Here is a 21,478-nt window from a genome sequence, read left to right on the forward strand (position 1 = left end):
TGATTGTCGGGGCCACGCCCGATCAGTGAATACCGCCGGCGAACCAGCCATCGTTACGGCGCAGGCGCCAGGCGATCATGCCGAGGGTCAGGCTGCGCAGCAGCATGAACAACAGAAAGGTTATCCACAGGCCATGGTTGCCCCCGCCTTGCAGTGCCCAGCCGAAAGGCAGCACCAGCGCCACGGTCAACAGCATGCCGTTGCGCATCTCCCGGGCGCGGGTGGCGCCGATGAACAGGCCGTCGAGCAGGTAACTCCAGACGGCAATCAGCGGCAGTACGGCGAGGTAGGGCAGGTAGATGAACGCGGTGTCGCGCACACTTTGAATGTCGGTCTGCATCTCGATGAACAGATGCCCGGCGAACAGAAACAGCGCGGCAAAGCCCAGGCTTGCGAGCAACGACCAGCCACCGGCCACTACCAATGAACGGCGCAGGGCATCGCGGTTACGGGCGCCAAGAGCATGTCCGCACAGGGCTTCGACAGCGTGGGCCAGGCCATCGAGGGCGTGGGCGGTCAGCAGCAGGCCATTGAGCAAAAGAGCGTTGGCCGCGACCGTGGCGTCGCCCAGCCGTGCGCCTTGCACCGTGATCAGGAAGAACACCGATTGCAGTGCCAGGCTGCGGATGAAGATATCGCGGTTGACCGCCAATAATGGCCGCCAACTCTGCCACAGCGCCAATGCCGCCCAGACGATATGCCCGGGGTAGGCGCGCAGGGCTTTGCGGGTCATCAGCAAGCCGATCAGTGCGCCGGTCCATTCGGCAATCACCGAGGCCCGGGCAGCACCGACCACACCCCATTCCAGGCCGAGGACGAACCACAGGTTCAGGGCAATGTTGACCAGGTTGGTACTCAGCAAAATCGCCAGGGGTGCCCGGGCATTCTGGGTGCCGAGGAACCAGCCGACCAGTGCATAACTGGCGAGCGCCGCCGGCAGGCCGAACAGGCGGGTATGGAAGAACTCGCGGGTCAGCTGATCGAGCTCAGCCGACGGTTGCATGAAATGCAACGCGACCCCGCTCAAAGGCACGCCCACCGCACCCAGGACCACGGCCAGGCCGATGGCGAGCAGCAGGCCCTGCAACAGAATCTGCCGCAAGGCGGCACCATCCCCACGCCCCGCTGCCTGGGCGGCGAACCCGGTGGAGCCCATACGCAGAAAGCCCATGGCCCAGGCAAGGAAGGTGTACAGACTGGCCCCAACCACGACGGCGCCGAGTTGATGGGCGTGGGGCAGGTGACCGATGACGGTGCTGTCGACCAATGCCACCAGCGGTACGGAAATGTTCGAGAGAATCATCGGCGCGGCGAGTGCCCAGACCCGGCGATGGGTAGGGCGGTCGCGCCAGTCGGCGGTCAGGTTGGACATGCAGGCTCCTTGGAGGAGCGGGCATTGTAGCGGTGAAAACGGATTAGCTAAGTGAGCTCAATTCATAAAACACCAGAGATCCAATGTGGGAGCGAGCTTGCTCGCGATAGCGCTCTTTCAGTTGAATCAATTTTTGATGTGCCGCCGCCATCGCGAGCAAGCTCACTTCCACAGGTGTTCGGTGGGGTCAATGGATGATCCAGCTGAGCAACCACAGCCCCAGCACCAACCAGATGAAACCCATGATGAACGACGCATTGAGAAAGGCGCGGATCGCTGACCACAGCAGGATCAGGCCGAGGATCAAGGTCACGATGCTGATGACCGAGGTATCCATGCCCAGCGCCTGGGACAGGCCTTCGATGAAATTGCTGCTGGCGTTGCTCAACAGATTGAACAGACCACTGAGGCCATCAACGATGAAGCGGATGATCGAGCCGAGTACCTGGCCGAGCCATTCGGAAAAACCTTCTACCTGCATGAAGTGAACGTCCTGTTTAAAGAGAATTGAGTCTTGGGCTGTCGATCAGGCTGCCGAGTTCCCACAAGCATAGAGGGTTGCACAGAGAACATGCATCTTCTGCCCTTGCCTTCACCTGTGATCCCCCCGAAGCTATACGTCTTCAGGAGAGCCCGATGAACCTTGTTGAACTGACCGAACGCCTGCACGCCATCCGTGACCGCAATGACTGGCGGCAATTTCACAGCCCGAAAAACCTGGCCATGGCCGCGAGTGTGGAAATGTCCGAACTGGTGGAAATTTTCCAGTGGCTGACCGAAGACCAGTCACGCCAGTTGCCGGCGGACAAACTCGCCCACGCCGGGCAGGAAGTCGGTGACATCGTGCTTTATCTATTGCTGCTGTGCGGCGAACTGGGCCTGGACATGGACGCCGTGGTGCGCAGCAAACTGGCGGACAGCGAACGGAGGTTCAGCTGATGAGCGACCGTCATTTCGATCAACTGGCGACCCGTTTCGCCGAAAAAATCTACGGCGGTGCCAAAGGCGCGATCCGTCTGGCGGTGTTGCAGGCCGATCTGGCCGAAATCTTGCCCGACCGGCCGCTGCGCGTGCTGGACATCGGCGCCGGGCTTGGCCACATGTCGTTGTGGCTGGCACAGCGCGGCCATCAGGTGACCCTCGCCGAGCCTGCCGAGCCGATGCTCGAAGGCGCCCGCCAGCGTTTTGCCGAAGCAGGGCAGAGCGCCACGTTCATTCAGGCACCCTGGCAGGAGCTGCTCGGGCAACTCACCGAACCCTACGACCTGGTGTTGTGCCACGCCGTGCTGGAATGGCTGGCCGAACCTCACGCCATCCTGCCGGTGCTGCATCAGCTGACCAAGGCTGACGGCTGGCTGTCCCTGGCGTTCTACAACCGTGACGCGCTGATATATCGCAACTTGCTCAAGGGGCATTTCCGCAAGATGCGCAAGAACGACATGGCCGGCGAAAAGCAGAGCCTGACCCCGCAACAGCCCCTTGATCCGCGTGAGCTGGCGGCGCAACTTGAAGGTCTGTGGCAGGTCGAAACCATGAGTGGCGTGCGGGTTTTCCACGATTACATGCCGGTGGAATTCCAGGCCCGCGCCGAGCTGGCGGACCTGCTGGAAATGGAACTGGCCCACCGTCGTCATCCGAGCTTTGCCGGGCTTGGACGTTACTTGCACTGGATCTGTCGGCCAGTCTGATCGGAGCACGCAATGAAAAGTCATTCAGGTGTACTGGTGTTCTGCCTGGGGCTGGCTGCCTGTCAGGGCAGCAACCCCTATGTCGCCACGTCCAACCCATTGCCACCGGCGCCGCCCCAGGCCGCCAACACCTTTGACCGCAGCGCTTACCCGGCAGCCCCCCGTGACTATGGGCACTACCGCAGTTGGGCCTGGCTCGACGGGCATCTGCCACCGGGCACCGCCTGGGCCGACTCGGCACAGATCGCCGAAGCGGTCAGCAATGCGCTGGATCAACGCGGCTTGCGCCCGTTGCACGACAATCGCCCGGCCGACCTGTTTGTCAGCGCCGACCTGCGCCTGGAAACCCGTTTGCGCCAGGTACAGGACGACTATTACGGCGGCGGTTATGGTGGCTACAACGGCTACGGCCCTGGGTATGGCGGGTACGCCACCGTACCTGTCGTTCGTACCTATCAGGAGCAAGTCGTGGTGGTTCAGGTGGATATGTTTGACGCCAGGAGCGGCCAGCCGGTGTGGAGCTCCAGCGCTGAAACCGGCAACCGGGGCAGCGAAAGCGAGCGGGCCGATGCCATACGGGAGGCTGTGAAAAAGGCAATGTCGGCGTATCCTCCTAGTTAGCTTCTTGTAGATAAGAAGCATTCCGCAGGATCATGCCTTCAACCGGAGACTCATCATGTTCCGCCGTTTTGTTTTACTGGCAGTGGCCGCGCTGCTCAGTGCCTGCGCCGCCAACCAGGTCAATCATGACTTCGACGCCAGCCGCGATTTTGGTGCCTATCGCAGCTGGACCTGGAAAGAACCCGCCCTGCAATACCGTCCCGACGATCCACGGATCAAGAGCGACCTGACCGAGCAGCGCATCCGTCAGGCGGTTGCCGATCAACTGGATCAGCGCGGTCTGCGCCCGGCCGCCGCAGGCGCCAAGGGCGATTTGAATGTGCAGACCTACCTGATTGTCGAAGAGCGGCAACAACAGGTGACCACCAATTACGGTGGCGGCTGGGGTAACCCGTGGTATGGCTACTACGGCGCCCCCATGTATAACGAAACCCGCAACGTCAGCTACAAAGTGGCGACCATCCAGATCGACCTGCTCGATGGCAAGGACGGCAAACTGGTGTGGCGTGGCAGTGACGAACAGATACTCAGCCGCACGCCGAACCCGACGGATCGTCGCGATGCCATCTGGGAAACGGTCACGCGGATATTGGCCAACTACCCGCCGCACGCATCCTAGAGTCAGCCAGTCTCTCAACCCCTGTGCCCTACAGGGGTTTTTATGCCTGGCACTGGCGAGCCTGGGGATCGACCTGAACAAAGTCGAGGTGGGTGCCAACCTCAGTTGTCACTCGGGACGCCCATCCCTGGTGATCTGATCCGGCAGCACAATCGGCAGTTCTATGCAGAAACGCGCACCCTCGGTGGAGTTCCTGACGCTCAGCTTGCCGCCCATGTTCTCGACAATGTCATAGCTCACCGAGAGCCCCAGACCGGTGCCGAAGCCCACCGGTTTGGTGGTGAAGAACGGCTCGAAAATCCGCTCCAGCAAACGCGGGTCGATACCGCCGCCGTTGTCCTCGACCCACAGGCGTACCGAGTGTGTATCCCGTTCGGTGTACAGCGAAATCCACGGCTTGAACCCGGGCAGGGTTTCGCGCTTGCCGAGCAGCGCGTCCCGGGCGTTGACCATCAGGTTGATCAGTACCTGTTCAAGCTGATCGACATAGCCGCGCACCTGCACTTCAAAACCGGTTTCGCTGATGCGCAGGTCGACGCCTTTGTCGCGCAGGTCCTCGGACAACAGTGACAGCGTGCCTTCGATGGCCTGGACCGGGTTGAACGGTTGCTGCTCGGTTTCCGAGCGGCGGCCGAACACCCGCATGTGGTCCACCACCCGCGCGGCACGCTGCACTTGCGTGTCGATGCGCGTGAGCTTGTCGATCAGGTAATCGACCTGTACGTCGCCGTTGTTCAGGCGCTTGAGTACGTTGACGATAGCCATGCGCATCACGTTCAGCGGCTGGTTGATCTCATGGGCCAGGCCGGTGGCCATTTCTCCGAGGGTGGCCATTTTCGCGCTTTGTGTGAGCTGCTGCTGCGCGCGCCGCACCTCGGTGTTGTCGCGCCCCACGGCCTGGACCTCGAGCAACCGGCCCTGTTCATCGAACACCCCACGATCGGACCAGACCCACCAGGCGTGTTCGCAGCCGGGCAGTTGCAGGTTGATCTCGGCGGTGCTGACCGGAAACTCGGGGCTCAGTCGGTTCAGCCGCTGGATGAATGCAGTGCGCTGTTCCCCGGACATCCAGTCGCCCAGATTCACCCCCGGCAATTGCTCGGGTGTCAACTCCAGACAGGTGGCCAGCGGGCGGTTGCCGAAGGTCAGGGTCAAGTCCGGCTGGTAGCGGCAGATCATCGCCGGCGAGTCTTCCACCAACATCCGGTAGCGTTCTTCACTCTGCCTGACCTGTTCGGTGGCCAGGGTCGCTTCGGTGATGTCCAGCCACAAGCCCACGGCTTCCACCGGCAGGCCGAGGTCGTTGCGCAACAACTTCGCTTCATCCAGCAGCCAGTGATAGTCGCCGTGACTGTCACGCAACCGATAGCGGGCACGCACCGAGCCTTCACGCAGCAACAGCCGCGTGCGCTCGAAATACTGCAGTCGGTCGTCGGGATGCACCCGCTCCCCCAGCGCCCCGGGTGCGCAGTCGGCGAGGGTCCAGCCGAGCAGTGGCAACAGGCTGTCGCTGAAAAACACCGGGTGCAACGTACCGTCGACATAGCGCTGTACGTAAATCACCGCCGGAGAGCTGGCGATCAGATTGTCCAGGCGTGCATGGGCGGCGATGGCGCTCTGCTCCTGGTTCTTGATGTCGCTGATGTCGAGCATGAACCCCACCAGACGACGGTTTTTTCCCGCGCCCAGAGCCTGGCCTTGCAGGCGATACCAGGCGGGTGCGGGCGCACCGTAGGGGCGATACAGGCGCACGCACAGCAGCAGGGGAGTGCCAGTCTCCTGCAAGTCTTGCAGGCAGATGCGCAGCTCTTCGCGGTCGGCGGGATACACCTGATCGAGCCAGTCCTGCATGGATAAACGCGACATTCCAAGGTTCAGGGTAGTGGCCAGCGAAGGTGCCAACTGAACCTCGTCGCTGTCGCTGAAAACTTCCCACCAGCCTGTTCCCAGCAAGGCTTGCAGCGATTCCAGGCGTTCCAGTTGCAGGTGATGACGGTGCTCGCGCAGGCGCCCGAGCAAGGGACTGGCGAGCGCGGCGGTGATTTGTAGCCAGTCGCGTTCCGTGACATCGGGGGCGCGTTTTTGCGCCGTGAAGAAACCGCACAGCAACCAGGCGACCACCCCTTGCGCATCATGATAGGGCACGACGAAGCCATCGGTATTGCCGAACGTACCTTGCAGGCGCGGGTGTTCGCGCGGGATCAGGTGCTGCGGAGCCGAGCCGCTCAAACTGTCCAGCCCCGTGCCCAGGCGTTGACCGTTTTGCCACAGTTGCGGTGCATCCGGGGCCGCGTAGTGCTGTTGAATCTGCCAACCATGTTCCTGCTCATCGAGCAAGGCGAGGGCAATGCAGGGGATCTGAAAACGCTGGGCCAGGCTTTGCAGTTGCTCGGTCAGCACCTCGGGCAGGCGCGTCAGGCTGCACAGGCGCAACTGTTCGGCGATTTGCTGCGCCAGCACCTGGCATTGTTCGCGGTTGCGCGATTGCAGGCGCTCAAGCAGCAGGTCGCCGATGTCCAGCATCTGCAACAACCAGGTATCGGCCAAGGGCTGCACCCAGCCGCGCAAATGCAGCGGGGGGCCGTTGAGGCTGTAGAAGTCCAGGTCCAGGGTTTGCCCCTGCCAGTCCGCCGGCGAGCCTTCGATGATGAGGCTGCTGTGGGGCAACAGGAAGTCGAACAGATGCGGTGCCTGCTCGCTGGGGGGGTGCTGGGCCAGCAAGTGCCGCAGCGGACCGCTCAGTTGAACGACACGCCCCTCGGCATTGAGCTGCATCTGCAATCCGAAACTGTGCACCCGCGGTGCCTCTTGCGGCTCCGGCGGGGGCGGCGGATGGCGATGGAGCAGGCGCCCGAAGAGTTTGTCCCCGGCACTCAAAATTGCAGGCTCGCACTGGTCGTGAGGGTCGCCGGCAGATTCGGATGAATGGCGGCGGTCAGCAATCCCAGGGCGAACTCATTCGCGGCGGCACTTTTTTGTTTGTGGGGGAGGCTGGCTTTCATGAGTGCGTCTACCTTGACCATCACTGAGTAATGTCAGCATAGAATCATTCCGCCAAAATGGAGGTTTGGGTTGTGTACATATCCATTGCTGCGGTAACGGCGGCTGGCGGTTTCGCCCTTACGGCGAGTCCCTTTTGGCAAACGCCCCAAAAGTAACCAAAAGGTCTCGCCCCTTACGTACGGCCCCTCGCTTAGGCTCGGGGTTCCTTCGCTGCGGTATTCATCCGGGGGCATTGCCCTCCGGTCGGCTTCGCTTCGACCTGCATGCAATGAGTTCGACTGCGTCGAACGGCGCTGCGCGCCTGTCCCCGGATGAACACCTCCACTCAGCCTTCCGAGGGGGCGGGTGGATCAAGATCAAAAGCTGCAGGCGAGCTAACGCTCGGCCTGATGAGTGGTGAGAAGCAGCGGGTGTACGCCGACTTATTGTGGGAGCGGGCTTGCTCGCGAAGGCGGCCTGACAGCCGAACTGAATTTGGCGGATGTACCTCGACCCTGTGGGAGCGGGCTTGCCCGCGAAGACGGCCTGCCAGCCGATCTATTTCTTTCAGATGTACCCAGCCCAACTGTAGAAGCCTGCTCGCGATGACGTCCTTTCAGCCAACACATTCCTGTGTAGTTTTCCTCAAGTTCCGAGGAAACCTCCGACATGTTTTTCAGGTTGTCCGTCGGAAGCGCGATCTCTAGCCTTTGTCGGTCGCTGCAAAATCAGTGATCGGGTTTGGTCGCCCGGGTTTAGAATGGCGCACAGTGCCGCGTGAGCGGCATTTTTGTGCTTGCTTAATGGCGAGCTGTGCGTGGGAGGGCTTAGGCCCTGCCGGGTTTCCATTCCCTGGTCGACCAACCTGCGTACGGTTCGCCACCCTTCTGCTTGGTCGCAGTGATGGCGAACTCCAAATCCAAGAATGGAGCTTCACCATGTTCAAACCCACCCCAAATCCCCCCGAATCCGACGACGTTTCTCCCTACCAATCCCCTCACTCAAATAAATTCCACGAAGCCGCCGACCGCGCCCTCGATCACTACCTCAATCCGCCCAAGCCACCTGCCGTTCACAAACCCAGCACCATGTTCGTCATCGCCCCGGACATCGATACCGAGACCCTGCTGGCCCACGCCTGTGAGTCGCTGGCGTCGGCGAGTGTGATGGCGAGTGATTTCGCAGGTTTTCTGGAGGGCTCGCAGCGCAACACCCTGCTGGGGATTGCGCAGGTGATCATGCTGGGTGAGCTGGCGGTGAACCGGGCGTTGGATAATCTCGATCCACAAAACTAACCACGGAGCTTTTGTGGCGAGGGAGCCAGCACCCTCGCCACGTCGAGGTATCAGCTTTATCAGGCAACCGGCCGCCAATGCCCGACCATATGCTCCAGCTCCCCGACACCCACCAACTGAAAATCCCCGCTCGGCCCTGGCCCACTGGCCATTAACGTCACCTCACTGGGCAACCGTACCGGTTTCTTGAACTGCACCGCGATCTCGACATTCGCTACAGGCAGATGCCCGGCCAGCGCAGCCAACGTGCGTGCCTTGTTCCACAGGCCATGGGCGATGGCGGTCGGGAAGCCGAAGAGTCGGGCGCTGGCCGCGCTCAGGTGGATCGGGTTGTAGTCGCCGGACACCTTGGCGTATTGCCGGCCGATGTCCGAAGGCGCTTTCCAGTGCTCGACTTCGCTCAGGGCCAGGCTAGATACCAGGCTCTCTTCGAGCGGTTCACCCTCGAGTTTGACGCCGCGACAGAGCATCCGGCTTTCTGCTTCCCACAACGGCCCCAACTGATCGTCGAGGGTGGTCAGCAGATCGAACGTCGCGCCTTTGGCGTGGGGTTGCAGGTTCTGCACATGCACGCTGACGCGCACCCGATTCACTCCACCCATGGGACGCAGTACACGAACGCGATTGCTCAGGTGAATCAGGCCCAGTAGCGGGAACGGGAAGTCCCTGGTCGTGAGCAGTTGCATCTGCAAGGCAAACCCGAGGATGTGCGGGTAGGTCGGTGGCAGCAGGCCGTTGTCGGCGAAACCACAGACCTTGCGATAAGCCGCCAGGCGCTTGGGATCGACTTCGACCCAGCAACGCAAACCCGAATCGGGTAGGGTGGTGCCCGTGATTTTTCGCCGTGTCGCCGCTCGTGCGTACAATCCCGGCAGGCCGGGTTCGCGGTTGAGTGTGTGCCAGTCGGTGATCATCCTTAAGCCCCCAGAACGCTTTGCCCGCATACGCGCAACGCTTGCCCGGTGAACGCGCCGGTGCCCGGTTGCGCGAGCCAGGCCACGGCCTCGGCGACGTCCTGCGGCAGGCCGCCCTGGCCAAGCGAACTCATGCGGCGTCCGGCTTCGCGCAGGCCGAAGGGAATGTGCGCGGTCATCTGCGTTTCGATGAAGCCCGGTGCCACGGCGTTGATGCTGATGCTGCGCTCGTGGAGTAGCGGCGCCCAGGCTTGCGCCAATCCGATCAACCCGGCCTTGCTCGCCGCGTAATTGGTTTGCCCGCGATTGCCGGCGATGCCGCTGATGGACGCCAGCAGGATCACCCGGCCGTTGTCGTGCAGGGCGCCGCTGTCGAGCAGGGCTTTGGTCAGCACTTGCGGCGCATTGAGGTTGACCGCCAGCACCGCGTCCCAGTATTCCGGGGTCATGTTGGCCAGGGTTTTATCCCGGGTGATGCCGGCGTTGTGCACCACGATGTCGAGCCCGTCGGGCAGTTGTTCAATCAACTGCGCGGCGGCGTCTTCGGCGCAGATGTCGAGGGTGATGGTGCGCCCGCCGAGGCGCGAGGCGAGGGCTTCGAGATCGGTTTTGGCCGGCGGCACGTCGAGCAGGATGACGTCGGCACCATCGCGGGCCAGGGTTTCTGCAATGGCGGCACCGATACCGCGCGCCGCACCGGTGACCAGTGCCTTGCGCCCGGCGAGCGGGCGTGTCCAGTCGGTGACGGGCGTCAAACACGGATCCAAGCGAATGACCTGCCCGGACACGAAGGCGCTTTTCGGTGAGAGGAAAAACCGCAGTGGGCCTTCCAGTTGCCCCTCGGCACCTTCACCGACGTAGATCAATTGCAGGGTGCCACCGCTGCGTAATTCCTTGGCCAGTGAACGGCTGAAACCTTCCAGGGCACGCTGGGCACTGGCGGCGAACGGGTCGCGCAAGGTTTGCGGATCGCGCCCGAGAATCACCAGGTGCGCACAGTGGTCGAGGTTTTTCATCAGCGGCTGGAAAAACTCGCGAAGTTGCTTGAGCTGATCGGTGTGCAGCAGGTCACTGGCGTCGAACACCACGGCCTTGAGTTTCGGTCCATGGCCGGGAATCCAGGCCGTGGCCATCGAAGGCTCGGCGCCGTAGCTGTAGATTGCGTCGGTCAGACGGTTGGCGAAAGCGCTGACGTGTTCGGCCAACGGCCCGCCTCCAATCAGCAGGGCGCCTTCTACAGGTCGCAACCGGCCCGCTTGCCAGCGCTCCAGTCTGGTCGGTGTCGGCAACCCCAGGGCGCCGACCAGGCGATGGCCGATGGACGAATTGGCGAAGTCGATATAGCGGTCAGACATGGAACACGCTCCGAAAGCTGGGGATCAAAGTGTGGACCATGAATGGCGATCAGTCGTTCGATCCACGAGATAAGGCCTACGCTTGGTTACAGTGTAGGAGCGAGCCTGCTCGCGATGGCGATAAGTCAGTCGACATCAATGTAGCTGACAGGCCGCCATCGCGAGCAGGCTCGCTCCCACAGGGGTTAGTGTTTACATCAGGTCTTTTGTCAGGAGCTCTTCATGACCCAACTGCACCGCGTCGCGATCATCGGCGGTAACCGGATTCCCTTCGCCCGCTCCAACGGCCCCTATGCCACGGCCAGTAACCAGGTGATGCTCACCGCCGCCCTCGAAGGCCTGATCGAACGTTACAACCTGCACGGCCAGCGCATTGGTGAAGTGGTCGCTGGGGCGGTGCTCAAGTTGTCACGAGACATGAACCTCACGCGCGAGTGCGTACTGGGTTCGCGACTGTCGCCCGCCACTGTGGCCTATGACATCCAGCAGGCGTGCGGCACCGGGCTGGAAGCGGCACTGCTGGTGGCGAACAAGATTGCCCTGGGCCAGATCGACTGCGGCATCGCCGGTGGCGTGGACACCACCTCGGATGCGCCGATCAGTGTCAGCGAAGGCCTGCGCAAAATCCTCCTGCAAGCCAACCGCGCGAAAACCACCGGCGACAAACTGAAAACCTTCCTGCAATTGCGTCCCAAACACCTGATCCCCGAATTCCCGCGCAACGGCGAGCCGCGTACCGGGTTGTCCATGGGCCAGCATTGCGAGCTGATGGCCCAGACCTGGAACATCCCTCGCCAGGCACAGGATCAATTGGCGCTTGAGAGCCATCAGAAACTGGCGGCGTCCTACGCCGAGGGCTGGCACAACGACCTGATGACACCGTTCCTGGGCCTGACCCGCGACAACAACCTGCGCCCGGACTCCACGCTGGAAAAGCTCGCCGCGCTCAAGCCGGCCTATGAGAAAAGCGCCAAGGGCACCCTGACCGCCGGCAACTCCACGCCACTGACCGATGGCGCGTCACTGGTGCTGCTGGGCAGCGAGGAATGGGCCAAGGCACGCGGGTTACCGATTCTGGCCTACTGGCGTGACGGTGAGGCGGCGGCGGTGGATTTCGTCAACGGTGCCGAAGGGTTGTTGATGGCGCCGGTCTACGCCGTACCGCGCTTGCTCGCGCGCAATGGCCTGACCTTGCAGGACTTCGACTACTACGAAATCCACGAAGCCTTCGCCGCGCAAGTGCTGTGCACCTTGAAGGCCTGGGAAGATCCGGAGTACTGCAAAACCCGTCTCGGGCTCGATACGGCGCTGGGCTCGATCGACCGCAGCAAGCTCAACGTCAAGGGCAGCTCACTGGCGGCGGGGCATCCGTTTGCCGCCACGGGCGGGCGCATCGTCGCCAACCTGGCGAAGTTGCTGGATGCGGCGGGCAAGGGGCGGGGGCTGATTTCGATTTGCGCGGCGGGCGGGCAGGGCGTGACCGCCATTATCGAACGTTGAACAGTCGTAACTGTAGGAGCGAGCTTGCTCGCGAAGAGGTCATCAGCTTCAACATCCATGTTGACTGATCTACCGCCATCGCGAGCAAGCTCGCTCCCACAGGTTTTGTGCCTGGCTCAGATTATGTGAGCGACACTGAAACCTTGTGGGAGCGAGCTTGCTCGCGATGGGGCCATCAGCTTCAACATCAATGTTGACTGCCATACCGCTTTCGCGAGCAAGCCCGCTTCCACAGGTTTTGTGCCTGGCTCAGATTATGTGAGCGACACTGAAACCTTGTGGGAGCGAGCTTGCTCGCGATGGGGCCATCAGCTTCAACATCAATGTTGACTGCCATACCGCTTTCGCGAGCAAGCCCGCTTCCACAGGTTTTGTGCCTGGCTCAGATTATGTGAGCGACACTGAAACCTTGTGGGAGCGAGCTTGCTCGCGATGGGGCCATCAGCTTCAACATCAATGTTGACTGCCATACCGCTTTCGCGAGCAAGCTCGCTCCCGCAGGGTAATGGGGTGTGCCGGTTGATCAAGTACGGAACCTGCGCACCAACCCGTCCAGTTCATTGGACAACCCGGCCAGGCTCTGGGAGTCCAGGCGGGCCGAGTTGGCCAGTTCCGCCACCAACTGCGCATCGCCATGGATCTGGCTGATGTGCCGGTTGATGTCTTCAGCCACCTGATGCTGTTGTTCCGCCGCCGTGGCGATCTGGGTGTTCATGTCGCGGATCACGTCCACCGATTCGCGGATCTGCCCGAAGCTGTTGCGGGCCTCGCCGATGCGCGTCACCGATTGCTGGGACACTTCCAGGCTGGCGTGCATCTGTTGGGTCACCTGGCTGGTGCGTTTGGCCAGGTTGCCCAGCAGCCCGTCGATTTCCGCCGTGGAGTCGGCCGTGCGCTTGGCCAGGGCCCGCACTTCGTCAGCCACCACGGCAAAGCCGCGTCCCTGTTCACCGGCCCGGGCCGCTTCGATCGCGGCGTTCAGCGCCAGCAGGTTGGTCTGTTCAGCGATCGAGCGGATGGTCCCCAGGATCGACTGGATGTCGTTGCTGTCGCGTTCGAGCTGTTGCATCGACTGGGCCGACTGTTCGATTTCCTGGCTCAGGCGATCCACGCTGTTCACCGCCGCATCGATCTGCTGCTGACCTTCGCGCGCCTGGCGCTGGCCACTGTCGGCAGACTCCGCCGCCTGGCTGCAAGAGCGCGCGACTTCGTTGGCGGTGGCGACCATTTCGTGGAACGCCGTAGAGACCATGTCCACCGCTTCACGCTGGCGTCCGGCGGCTTCGGCCATGTCGCTGGAGACCTGAGTCGAACTCTTGGACGTGGCGAGGATTTTGCCCGCCGCGCCGCCGATGTTCTGGATCAGGTTGCGAATCGCCGTCAGGAACTGGTTGAACCAGTTGGCCAGTTGCGCGGTTTCATCGTTGCCGCGGATTTGCAGGTTCTGGGTCAGGTCGCCTTCACCCTGGGCGATGCCTTCCAGGCCGCTGGCCACGCTGCGGATCGGGCGCACGATGAGGCTGGCAAAACTGGCGCCGACGATGGCGAAAATGACGGCCAGGACGGCGGCGATGATGGCGATCAACCAGGTCAACTGGGTCGCGGAGCTCATCACGTCGTCCTGTTTGATCAGGCCGATGAAGGTCCAGCCCAGTTGCTCGGACGGCCAGACGTTGGCCATGTAGTGCTCGCCGTTCAGCTCCACTTCCACCAGGCCCTTGCCGGCCTTGGCCAATTGTGCGTAGCCGTCGCCAAGGGTGCTCAGCGGTTTGAAGTTGTGTTCCGGTTGTTTCGGGTCCACCAGGACCATGCCGGTGTTTTCCAGCAGCATCAGGTAGCCGGTTTCACCGAGCTTGATCTGTTTGACGATTTCGGTGAGCTGCTTGAGCGTCACGTCGATGCTGACTACGCCGCCGTTGGTGCCCAGCTTGTTGTCGATGGTGCGCACGGTGCTGACATAGGTCGCGTCATCCTGGGCCCAGTAGTAGGCCTCGGTGCGAAACGGCTTGCCCGGTTTGGCCTGGGCGGCCTTGTACCAGGGGCGCTGGCGCGGGTCGTAGTTATTCAGCTTAGGATCATCCGGCCACGACACATAGCCGCCCGCCGCCGTGCCGAGGATGGCATAGGCGTAGGCAGGGTGGCTGTTGCCCAGATCCTGGAGCAGGGCGAAGACTTTTTTGTCAGCCTCCCCCTGAGGGACGCTTTCGGCGTTGGCGGCCATGTAGGTCTTGAGGCTGTCGTCGGAGTTTCGGATCAGCGGCTGCTTGGCCAGGTAATCGACGTTCTGGCTGATGCCGTCAAAGAACAATTGCATGGCGTTGCTGACCTGACGAATCTCGCGGGCACTGCCGTCGACGAATTCGTCCCTGGCATCACTGCGCAGGTTCAGCACAACGAGGGTGGCGACCAGCACCACGGGCAGGCAGGCGATGATTGCAAACGCCCAGGTCAACTTCTGTTTGATGTTCATCCGCGCTCCAGATTTTCTTGTAGGCCCACGCAGTGCAGATGACTCGCGGTTTATTGGCAGCCGTAAACGTTCTTGGTCAACCCGGGTCCTTGAGTGCGGCATCGCTATTATTGGGGGAGCGATTGTCGGACAAATCACTTTGTCACTTAGGACTTCGGCTGTTATCGGAGGAAATTGAGGTCTGTTGGGAAAAATCCTACGGAAGGTATGAACTGTGGTGTCAGCTTCTGTCGCAATTGCCCTCAATGCCCCTGCACAACAAGTGAGGCAGGCTCGGCTATGATCTGGAACGACCATGGCGGTCGTCGGTTTTACCTGATGAGAACGGTACATTGTGTGCATCTGCAATGTTCATAAGTCGGCAACCCCTCCCCCCCGTGAGTGGATTGCCGTATAACGAATGACTTTCGCGTGTTTGGTAATAAAGGACCCACAATAAAAGCTGATGAAGACTCCAAAACGCATTGAACCCCTGATCGAGGACGGTCTGGTCGACGAGGTGCTGCGCCCACTCATGAGTGGTAAAGAAGCAGCTGTTTATGTGGTGCGCTGCGGCAACGAGTTGCGTTGCGCGAAGGTTTACAAGGAGGCGAATAAACGCAGTTTCCGTCAGGCGGCCGAGTACCAGGAAGGCCGCAAGGTGCGCAACAGCCGTCAGGCCCGTGCGATGGCCAAGGGCTCCAAGTTTGGCCGCAAGGAAACCGAGGACGCCTGGCAGAACGCTGAAGTGGCGGCGCTGTTCCGTCTGGCCAGTGCCGGAGTGCGGGTGCCAAAGCCGTTCGACTTCCTCGAAGGCGTGCTGCTCATGGAGCTGGTGGCCGACGAATACGGCGATGCCGCGCCGCGCCTGAACGATGTGGTGCTGGAACCGGACCAGGCGCGCGAGTATCACGCGTTCCTGATTTCGCAGATCGTGCTGATGTTGTGTACCGGTCTGGTGCACGGCGACCTGTCGGAGTTCAACGTGCTGCTGACGCCGACCGGCCCGGTGATTATCGACCTGCCGCAAGCGGTGGATGCGGCTGGCAACAACCACGCGTTCAGCATGCTGGAGCGGGACGTGGGCAACATGGCGTCCTATTTCGGGCGGTTTGCGCCGGAGTTGAAGAAGACCAAATACGCCAAGGAAATGTGGGCCTTGTACGAGGCTGGCACCTTGCACCCGGCCAGTGTCCTGACCGGCGAGTTCGCCGACACGGAAGAGCTGGCCGACGTGGGCGGAATCATGCGCGAGATCGAGGCCGCGCGCCTGGATGAGGAGCGCAGGCAAGCCGTACGCGCGGCGGACGATGCGCCGCCGGGCAAGACCGAAGAACCGCCTCCACCGTGGATGCAGTGATCGGTTAAAGAAAAACCCGGCTTCGGCCGGGTTTTTTGTGCGCCACCCAAATCCCCTGTAGGAGCGAGCCTGCTCGCGATGACGTCGGCACATCCAACATTGATGTGTCAGATACACCGCTATCGCGAGCAAGCTCGCTCCCACAGGTTTTTGCGGTGACCTGCAATCACGATGGGGCCGGGGTGACACAACAACCCGACTCCAGACTCTTGAGAATCGGGCAATCCGGCCGATGATCGCCCTGACAGTGCTCAACCAGGTCCTGCAAGGTGTCGCGCAACTGGCCGAGCTCACGGATCTTCTGGTTCAACTCATCGATGTGCTGGCGGGCCAACGCTTTCACATCGGCGCTGGCGCGTTGGCGGTCTTGCCAGAGGGTCAGCAACTTGCCGACTTCTTCCAGGGAAAACCCCAGGTCCCGCGAGCGTTTGATGAACGCCAGCGTGTGCAGGTCGTCTTCGCCGTATACCCGGTAGCCGCTGTCGGTGCGATGGGCTGCCTTGAGCAGGCCGATGGATTCGTAATAACGGATCATCTTTGCGCTCAGGCCGCTGTGGCGGGCCGCTTGGCCGATGTTCATCGGTTGTCCTCCAGGTCCTTGGGTTTCCAGGTTTTCAACAGTAGCGCATTGCTCACCACGCTGACGCTCGACAACGCCATGGCCGCACCGGCCAACACCGGGTTGAGCACGCCAAACACGGCCAGCGGAATGCCGATCAGGTTATAGACGAAGGCCCAGAACAGGTTCTGCCGAATCTTGGCGTAGGTCTTGCGGCTGATCTCCAATGCGGCCGGCACCAGTCGTGGATCGCCGCGCATCAGGGTGATGCCGGCCGCGTGCATGGCGACGTCGGTGCCGCCACCCATGGCGATGCCGATGTCGGCGGCGGCCAGTGCCGGGGCGTCGTTGATGCCGTCACCGACCATCGCCACCACCCCGGTCTGTTTCAGTGCGGCGACCGTGGCGGCTTTGTCCGCCGGCAGCACTTCGGCATGCACATCGTGGATGCCCAGGGCCTGGGCCACCACGTTGGCGCTGCCACGATTGTCGCCGGTCAGCAGATGGCTGCTGATGTTTCGTGCGCTCAGTTGTTGCACCGCTTGCAGCGCGCCGGGCTTGAGGGTGTCACCAAAGGCGAACAGGCCCAGCACGTGGGGTTCGGGGGATTGTTCGATCAGCCAGGACAAGGTCCGGCCTTCTTTTTCCCACGCGATCGCCGAGTCGGCCAACGGCCCGGCACTCAAGCCGCTGTCTTCCAGCAGGCGACGATTGCCCAGCGCCAGGCGACGCCCTTCGAGGTTGCCGGCGATGCCGCGACCAGTCAGGGACTGGCTGTCGCTGACATCGGCCACCTTCAGTCCACGCTCGGCGCAGGCATCCAGAACAGCCTTGGCCAACGGATGCTCACTGCCGCGTTGCAGGGCGCCGGCCAATTGCAGCAGGCTCGCCTCATTACCGTCGATGGCACTCAGATGAGCAATGCGCGGGGCACCGGAGGTCAGGGTGCCGGTCTTGTCGAACACCACCGCGCTGACTTCATGGGCTCGCTCCAGTGCTTCGGCGTCCTTGATCAGAATTCCGTAGCGCGCCGCCACGCCGGTGCCGGCCATGATCGCCGTCGGTGTGGCCAGGCCCAAGGCGCATGGGCAGGCGATTACCAGCACTGCCACTGCGTTGATCAGTGCGGTTTCCATCGGCGCGCCATACAGCCACCAGCCGATCAGGGTGGCCAGGGCAATCAGCAGTACGGTGGGCACGAACACCTGGCTGACTTTATCCACCAGTTTCTGGATCGGCGCTTTTGCGGCCTGGGCGTCTTCCACCAGGCGGATGATCCGCGCCAGCACTGTTTCCGCACCGAGGGCCTGGGTACGCACCAGCAACCGGCCTTCACCGTTGATCGCGCCGCCGGTGACCTTGTCGCCGGGCTGCTTGGGCACCGGCAGGCTCTCGCCGCTGATCAGGGCTTCGTCGGCGTGGCTCTGGCCTTCAATCACTTCGCCATCCACCGGGAAGCGTTCGCCGGGTTTGACCATCACCAGGTCATTGAGGCGCAGGGCGCTGATGGCGACGTCTTGCTCGTGACCATCGGTCACCCGAATCGCCCGTTCCGGACGCAAGGCTTCGAGGGCTCGAATGGCGCTGGCAGTCTGGCGCTTGGCGCGGCTTTCCAGGTACTTGCCCAGCAGCACCAGGGCGATCACCACCGCCGAGGCTTCGAAATACAGATGTGGCATGCGCCCGGCGGCGGTGGCCCATTCGTACAGGCTCAAGCCATACCCGGCGCTGGTGCCCAAGGCGACCAGCAAATCCATGTTGCCGGCCCCCGCGCGCACGGCTTTCCAGGCGGCGACGTAAAACCGTGCGCCGAAGATGAATTGCACCGGCGTGGCCAAGGCGAATTGCGCCCAGGCCGGGAGCATCCAGTGCATGCCGAATGGCTGTAGCAGCATCGGCAATACCAGCGGCAAGGCGAGGGCAATGGCGATGATCAAGGCCAGGCGTTCGCGGTGCAGGCGCTGTTGCTGATTGTCGGTTGGCGGGTGTTCGGCTTCCCAGACGCTGGCGCTGTAGCCTGCCTTTGTCACAGCGGCGATCAAGGTCTGCGGATCGATCTGGCCAAGCAGTTCAAGGTGGGCGCGTTCGTTGGCCAGGTTGACGCTGACGCTTTTCACTCCGGCCACCTTGCCCAGCGCACGCTCGACGCGACCGATGCAGGATGCGCAGGTCATGCCGTCGATGCTCAATTCCAGGCTCTGTTGCGGCACGCTGTAGCCGGCCTTGGCCACGGCATCTATCAAGGCCGGCAAGCTGTCGCCGGGTGCCTGGACCCGCGCCTGCTCAGTGGCGAGGTTGACGCTGACGGCACTGGCGCCAATGACTTTGCTCAAGGCGCGCTCGACCCGCCCGGCGCAACTGGCGCAGGTCATGCCGGCAATCGGCAGGTCGAACGTGGTGGATTCGGACATCGGTCGCACTCCCTGTAGTAGATGACCACAGGATCAACCTTGCCATGCTGGCAAGGTCAAGCGCCAATCTTAAACGTGCCGCTGATCCCCTGTGGGAGCGAGCTTGCTCGCGATGGCGGAGTACCGGTCAACAGAATTGTTGAATGTAACGGCCTAATCGCGAGCAAGCTCGCTCCCACAGGGGGTATAGATGTCAGTAGCCGAGACCGGCGCGCTTGAGGTACATCCCTTCCTGCGTCATCGCGATCCGGTACTTGAGCACATCGCCGGCCTTGAGCTGGATATCCTGCGAACCCGGCGCGAGCATGCCCGGATTGCAACCCGGCATCTGGCCCGGCAGCAGTTTCAGGCGTAGCGAGACGATGCCCGGCGGCAGGTTGAACGAGGTGCTCTGTTCCTGAAACAGCCGCGCTGCCAGTTGATCCTGGATGTACACGCCGATTTCGCAACTGGTCGCGACTTCCAGGCGCTCGCGGGAAATGATCAGCACGCCATAATCCTGACTGGCAGCATTGGCCGAAGGCACGGCGGCGAAAAGGCTGAGAAAGCCAAACAGGCTGAAAACTGACCAGCGCATGGCTGAATCTCCTGAGTTTGAGTCATTGATGGACGCAGCTTGGCCGAGCGTCGCGCCGATTGCCAGCCCGGCAGATCACTTCAGAACTTGACCTTGCCATGGTGGCAAGCTCGAAACTGGGTTCAACCCTCGGAAAAAGGAGTCATCCCATGCAAGTGTTCAACGTCGAAGGCATGTCTTGTGGTCACTGTGTCAAAGCCATCACCCAGGCGCTCCAGGCCAAAGATCCGGCAGCCAGTGTGCGGGTCGATCTGGCTGCCAGGGAGGTCGGTGTCGAAAGCGCGCTGACCGCCGAGCAGGTGATCGAGGCGATCAGCGAAGAGGGTTACGGCGTCAAACTGGCCTGAATTTGATAGTTAGCGAGCTACCGGAATGTTCAAGGCGTCCGTGCGCGGCTAGACTGTCGGGCTGCCGACTTCTGCCCCACTGGATGCCTGATGAACTTCCGTACCATTCTGATTCTCGGCGCCTTGAGCGCTTTCGGTCCGCTGGCGATCGATTTCTACCTGCCGGCCTTCCCGGCCATGGCCCTGGCTTTCGGCACGGACGAAAATCACGTCCAGATGACGTTGGCGGCCTACTTCCTCGGCTTGTCCATCGGTCAGTTGGCCTATGGTCCAGTGGCGGATCGTTTCGGGCGACGCATTCCGTTGCTCATCGGTGTCGGTTTGTTCACCGCTGCTTCCGTGGCGTGCGCCTATGCGCCGAACCTGGAATGGCTGATCGGCGCGCGTTTCATCCAGGCGTTGGGCGGTTGCGCGGGGATGGTGATTTCCCGGGCGGTGGTCAGCGACAAGTGTGATGCGGTGGGGTCGGCGAAAGTCTTTTCGCAGCTGATGCTGGTGATGGGACTTGCTCCCATCCTTGCGCCATTGCTGGGTGGGTTGTTGGTCAACACGACAGGCTGGCAGTCGATCTTCCTGGCACTGACCGGTTTCAGTGCGCTGGCGGGGCTGGCGGTTGCGACGGGATTGCCGGAAAGCTTGCCGGCTCACATACTGCGTCAACCGCTGTCCGGTGCGCTGCGTCAGTACGGTCGGTTGCTGGCCGATCCTATATTTCTTGGCCATGCCTTGACCGGGGGCATCGCCATCGCCGGGATGTTTGCCTACATCGCCGGTTCGCCCTTCATCTTCATCAAGCTCTACGGCGTTGCGGCCGAGCATTTCGGCTGGCTGTTCGGCATCAATGCGGCGGGCTTCATTCTGGTGGCGCAGGTCAACGCGCGGTTACTGGCCAAACGTGGCCCGATATTTTTGCTGGCGCGCGCGGTGTGGGTTTATCTGGCGGCCGGTTTGACCCTGCTCGCTGTCAGCTCTCTGCACACGGCACAATTGTGGCCGCTGCTGATTCCATTGTTCATCTGTATCGCCAGCCTCGGTTGCATCAGCCCCAACGCGGCGGCTTGTGCGATGAGCGGGCAGGGCGCACGGGCCGGCAGCGCGTCGGCGCTGCTCGGTTGCCTGCAATTCAGCGTGGCTGCCGGCGCCTCTGCGCTGGTGGGCGTGTTGCACGACGGCAGCGCCGTGCCGATGGCCATGGTCATCAGCCTGTGTGGAATTCTGGTGGTGAGCGCGGCGGTGCTCACCCGGCGTTTGCAAAATGCCCGGGCGCTGGCGCAAGCCCGGGTTTGAGGCCGGAGTCAGCCGGCTGCGCGCTGCGTGAGGAGGACGGGAATCGGGTGAGGGGCCTGGATGCGGGCTTCAAGGGTACGCGTGAAAGCGCGAGCTTCTGCTTCGCTGCGGAACGTCACAGCATGTTGGTCAAGACGGACTT

19 protein-coding genes and 1 pseudogene are annotated in these 21,478 nt (G+C 62.1%); 9 read left to right on the forward strand and 11 right to left on the reverse strand.

From position 1 onward, the window contains the following. Positions 1–22: 22 nt before the first annotated feature. The gene (locus PSJE_RS22750; protein ID WP_090452929.1) at positions 23–1,372 is read right to left on the reverse strand and encodes an MATE family efflux transporter; all 1,350 of its coding nucleotides are present in this window, start codon (positions 1,370–1,372) and stop codon (positions 23–25) included. A gap of 187 nt (positions 1,373–1,559) precedes the next feature. Beyond that, a complete protein-coding gene (locus tag PSJE_RS22755; protein ID WP_057712150.1) occupies positions 1,560–1,853 on the reverse strand; it encodes a hypothetical protein in 294 nt (97 codons plus the stop codon). A 155-nt stretch (positions 1,854–2,008) separates the two neighbouring features. On the opposite strand from PSJE_RS22755, the gene PSJE_RS22760 reads away from it, so the two are divergent. From PSJE_RS22760 to PSJE_RS22775, 4 genes are read left to right on the forward strand one after another with little or no spacing between them, the layout of a single operon-like run. Next, on the forward strand, positions 2,009–2,311 hold the full coding sequence (locus PSJE_RS22760; protein WP_090452931.1) for a MazG-like family protein: 303 nt from the start codon (positions 2,009–2,011) through the stop codon (positions 2,309–2,311). Further along, positions 2,311–3,060, forward strand: a complete 750-nt coding sequence (locus PSJE_RS22765) for a methyltransferase domain-containing protein (protein WP_008053922.1) — start codon at positions 2,311–2,313, stop codon at positions 3,058–3,060. The genes PSJE_RS22760 and PSJE_RS22765 overlap by 1 nt, the downstream gene beginning before the upstream one ends. Before the next feature lie 12 nt (positions 3,061–3,072). Continuing rightward, the gene (locus tag PSJE_RS22770) at positions 3,073–3,681 is read left to right on the forward strand and encodes a DUF4136 domain-containing protein (RefSeq protein WP_090452933.1); all 609 of its coding nucleotides are present in this window, start codon (positions 3,073–3,075) and stop codon (positions 3,679–3,681) included. A 55-nt stretch (positions 3,682–3,736) separates the two neighbouring features. Then, positions 3,737–4,300: a DUF4136 domain-containing protein gene (locus PSJE_RS22775; protein WP_090452935.1), complete on the forward strand. Its 564-nt coding sequence runs from the start codon at positions 3,737–3,739 to the stop codon at positions 4,298–4,300. A 108-nt stretch (positions 4,301–4,408) separates the two neighbouring features. Here the strand turns inward: PSJE_RS22775 and PSJE_RS22780 are convergent, their stop codons facing one another. Together PSJE_RS22780 and PSJE_RS31955 are read right to left on the reverse strand one after the other, a co-directional pair. Continuing rightward, on the reverse strand, positions 4,409–7,177 hold the full coding sequence (locus PSJE_RS22780; RefSeq protein WP_090452937.1) for an ATP-binding protein: 2,769 nt from the start codon (positions 7,175–7,177) through the stop codon (positions 4,409–4,411). Further along, the gene (locus PSJE_RS31955; protein WP_256355997.1) at positions 7,174–7,302 is read right to left on the reverse strand and encodes a hypothetical protein; all 129 of its coding nucleotides are present in this window, start codon (positions 7,300–7,302) and stop codon (positions 7,174–7,176) included. Before PSJE_RS31955 ends, PSJE_RS22780 begins: the two co-directional genes overlap by 4 nt. A gap of 918 nt (positions 7,303–8,220) precedes the next feature. Here PSJE_RS31955 and PSJE_RS22785 point away from each other — a divergent pair. Continuing rightward, on the forward strand, positions 8,221–8,577 hold the full coding sequence (locus PSJE_RS22785) for a DUF6124 family protein (protein ID WP_090452940.1): 357 nt from the start codon (positions 8,221–8,223) through the stop codon (positions 8,575–8,577). A 59-nt stretch (positions 8,578–8,636) separates the two neighbouring features. Here PSJE_RS22785 and PSJE_RS22790 read toward each other — a convergent pair whose 3' ends face one another. Continuing rightward, positions 8,637–9,491 (reverse strand): MaoC family dehydratase, encoded by an 855-nt coding sequence (locus PSJE_RS22790; RefSeq protein WP_090452942.1) that lies wholly within the window; start codon positions 9,489–9,491, stop codon positions 8,637–8,639. 2 nt (positions 9,492–9,493) lie between these two features. Further along, positions 9,494–10,846 carry a 3-oxoacyl-ACP reductase gene (locus PSJE_RS22795; protein ID WP_090452944.1) on the reverse strand — a complete coding sequence of 451 codons (1,353 nt, stop codon included), beginning with the start codon at positions 10,844–10,846 and terminating at the stop codon, positions 9,494–9,496. Between the two features lie 222 nt (positions 10,847–11,068). Here PSJE_RS22795 and PSJE_RS22800 point away from each other — a divergent pair, with 222 nt between their 5' ends. Continuing rightward, the gene (locus tag PSJE_RS22800; protein WP_090452946.1) at positions 11,069–12,346 is read left to right on the forward strand and encodes an acetyl-CoA C-acetyltransferase; all 1,278 of its coding nucleotides are present in this window, start codon (positions 11,069–11,071) and stop codon (positions 12,344–12,346) included. Positions 12,347–12,869: 523 nt separating this feature from the next. Here the strand turns inward: PSJE_RS22800 and PSJE_RS32285 are convergent. Together PSJE_RS32285 and PSJE_RS32290 are read right to left on the reverse strand one after the other, a co-directional pair. Next, a complete protein-coding gene (locus PSJE_RS32285) occupies positions 12,870–13,637 on the reverse strand; it encodes a methyl-accepting chemotaxis protein (RefSeq protein WP_371319548.1) in 768 nt (255 codons plus the stop codon). Between the two features lie 90 nt (positions 13,638–13,727). Further along, positions 13,728–15,158 (reverse strand): annotated as a pseudogene (locus PSJE_RS32290) (cache domain-containing protein); the annotation flags it as partial. A 103-nt stretch (positions 15,159–15,261) separates the two neighbouring features. On the opposite strand from PSJE_RS32290, the gene PSJE_RS22815 reads away from it, so the two are divergent. Further along, positions 15,262–16,155 carry a PA4780 family RIO1-like protein kinase gene (locus PSJE_RS22815; protein ID WP_090452950.1) on the forward strand — a complete coding sequence of 298 codons (894 nt, stop codon included), beginning with the start codon at positions 15,262–15,264 and terminating at the stop codon, positions 16,153–16,155. A gap of 166 nt (positions 16,156–16,321) precedes the next feature. On the opposite strand, the gene cueR is transcribed toward PSJE_RS22815, so the two are convergent. The 3 genes from cueR to PSJE_RS22830 form a co-directional block, all read right to left on the reverse strand. Beyond that, a complete protein-coding gene (cueR, locus tag PSJE_RS22820; protein ID WP_057712138.1) occupies positions 16,322–16,735 on the reverse strand; it encodes a Cu(I)-responsive transcriptional regulator in 414 nt (137 codons plus the stop codon). Beyond that, positions 16,732–19,125, reverse strand: coding sequence for a heavy metal translocating P-type ATPase (locus PSJE_RS22825; RefSeq protein WP_090452951.1), 2,394 nt, complete (start codon positions 19,123–19,125; stop codon positions 16,732–16,734). The genes cueR and PSJE_RS22825 overlap by 4 nt, the downstream gene beginning before the upstream one ends. A 193-nt stretch (positions 19,126–19,318) precedes the next feature. After that, on the reverse strand, positions 19,319–19,702 hold the full coding sequence (locus PSJE_RS22830; RefSeq protein WP_057712136.1) for a hypothetical protein: 384 nt from the start codon (positions 19,700–19,702) through the stop codon (positions 19,319–19,321). 149 nt (positions 19,703–19,851) lie between these two features. Between PSJE_RS22830 and PSJE_RS22835 the strand changes: the two genes are divergently transcribed. Both PSJE_RS22835 and PSJE_RS22840 read left to right on the forward strand, forming a co-directional pair. Continuing rightward, positions 19,852–20,049 (forward strand): heavy-metal-associated domain-containing protein, encoded by a 198-nt coding sequence (locus tag PSJE_RS22835; RefSeq protein ID WP_057712135.1) that lies wholly within the window; start codon positions 19,852–19,854, stop codon positions 20,047–20,049. Between the two features lie 90 nt (positions 20,050–20,139). Continuing rightward, the gene (locus tag PSJE_RS22840; protein WP_090452953.1) at positions 20,140–21,336 is read left to right on the forward strand and encodes a multidrug effflux MFS transporter; all 1,197 of its coding nucleotides are present in this window, start codon (positions 20,140–20,142) and stop codon (positions 21,334–21,336) included. The last annotated feature ends 142 nt before the right edge of the window (positions 21,337–21,478 follow it).

It is taken from the genome of Pseudomonas jessenii, from assembly GCF_002236115.1.
Lineage (GTDB): Bacteria > Pseudomonadota > Gammaproteobacteria > Pseudomonadales > Pseudomonadaceae > Aquipseudomonas > Aquipseudomonas jessenii.

What these genes read in the sequence shown, in the direction of transcription:
- PSJE_RS22750 (WP_090452929.1), bottom strand. Translation starts at nt 1,372, where the DNA reads ATGTCCAACCTGACCGCCGACTGGCGCGACCGCCCTACCCATCGCCGG.
- PSJE_RS22755 (WP_057712150.1), bottom strand. Translation starts at nt 1,853, where the DNA reads ATGCAGGTAGAAGGTTTTTCCGAATGGCTCGGCCAGGTACTCGGCTCG.
- PSJE_RS22760 (WP_090452931.1), top strand. Translation starts at nt 2,009, where the DNA reads ATGAACCTTGTTGAACTGACCGAACGCCTGCACGCCATCCGTGACCGC.
- PSJE_RS22765 (WP_008053922.1), top strand. Translation starts at nt 2,311, where the DNA reads ATGAGCGACCGTCATTTCGATCAACTGGCGACCCGTTTCGCCGAAAAA.
- PSJE_RS22770 (WP_090452933.1), top strand. Translation starts at nt 3,073, where the DNA reads ATGAAAAGTCATTCAGGTGTACTGGTGTTCTGCCTGGGGCTGGCTGCC.
- PSJE_RS22775 (WP_090452935.1), top strand. Translation starts at nt 3,737, where the DNA reads ATGTTCCGCCGTTTTGTTTTACTGGCAGTGGCCGCGCTGCTCAGTGCC.
- PSJE_RS31955 (WP_256355997.1), bottom strand. Translation starts at nt 7,302, where the DNA reads ATGAAAGCCAGCCTCCCCCACAAACAAAAAAGTGCCGCCGCGAATGAG.
- PSJE_RS22785 (WP_090452940.1), top strand. Translation starts at nt 8,221, where the DNA reads ATGTTCAAACCCACCCCAAATCCCCCCGAATCCGACGACGTTTCTCCC.
- PSJE_RS22790 (WP_090452942.1), bottom strand. Translation starts at nt 9,491, where the DNA reads ATGATCACCGACTGGCACACACTCAACCGCGAACCCGGCCTGCCGGGA.
- PSJE_RS22795 (WP_090452944.1), bottom strand. Translation starts at nt 10,846, where the DNA reads ATGTCTGACCGCTATATCGACTTCGCCAATTCGTCCATCGGCCATCGC.
- PSJE_RS22800 (WP_090452946.1), top strand. Translation starts at nt 11,069, where the DNA reads ATGACCCAACTGCACCGCGTCGCGATCATCGGCGGTAACCGGATTCCC.
- PSJE_RS32285 (WP_371319548.1), bottom strand. Translation starts at nt 13,637, where the DNA reads ATGGCCGAAGCCGCCGGACGCCAGCGTGAAGCGGTGGACATGGTCTCT.
- PSJE_RS22815 (WP_090452950.1), top strand. Translation starts at nt 15,262, where the DNA reads ATGAAGACTCCAAAACGCATTGAACCCCTGATCGAGGACGGTCTGGTC.
- cueR (WP_057712138.1), bottom strand. Translation starts at nt 16,735, where the DNA reads ATGAACATCGGCCAAGCGGCCCGCCACAGCGGCCTGAGCGCAAAGATG.
- PSJE_RS22825 (WP_090452951.1), bottom strand. Translation starts at nt 19,125, where the DNA reads ATGTCCGAATCCACCACGTTCGACCTGCCGATTGCCGGCATGACCTGC.
- PSJE_RS22830 (WP_057712136.1), bottom strand. Translation starts at nt 19,702, where the DNA reads ATGCGCTGGTCAGTTTTCAGCCTGTTTGGCTTTCTCAGCCTTTTCGCC.
- PSJE_RS22835 (WP_057712135.1), top strand. Translation starts at nt 19,852, where the DNA reads ATGCAAGTGTTCAACGTCGAAGGCATGTCTTGTGGTCACTGTGTCAAA.
- PSJE_RS22840 (WP_090452953.1), top strand. Translation starts at nt 20,140, where the DNA reads ATGAACTTCCGTACCATTCTGATTCTCGGCGCCTTGAGCGCTTTCGGT.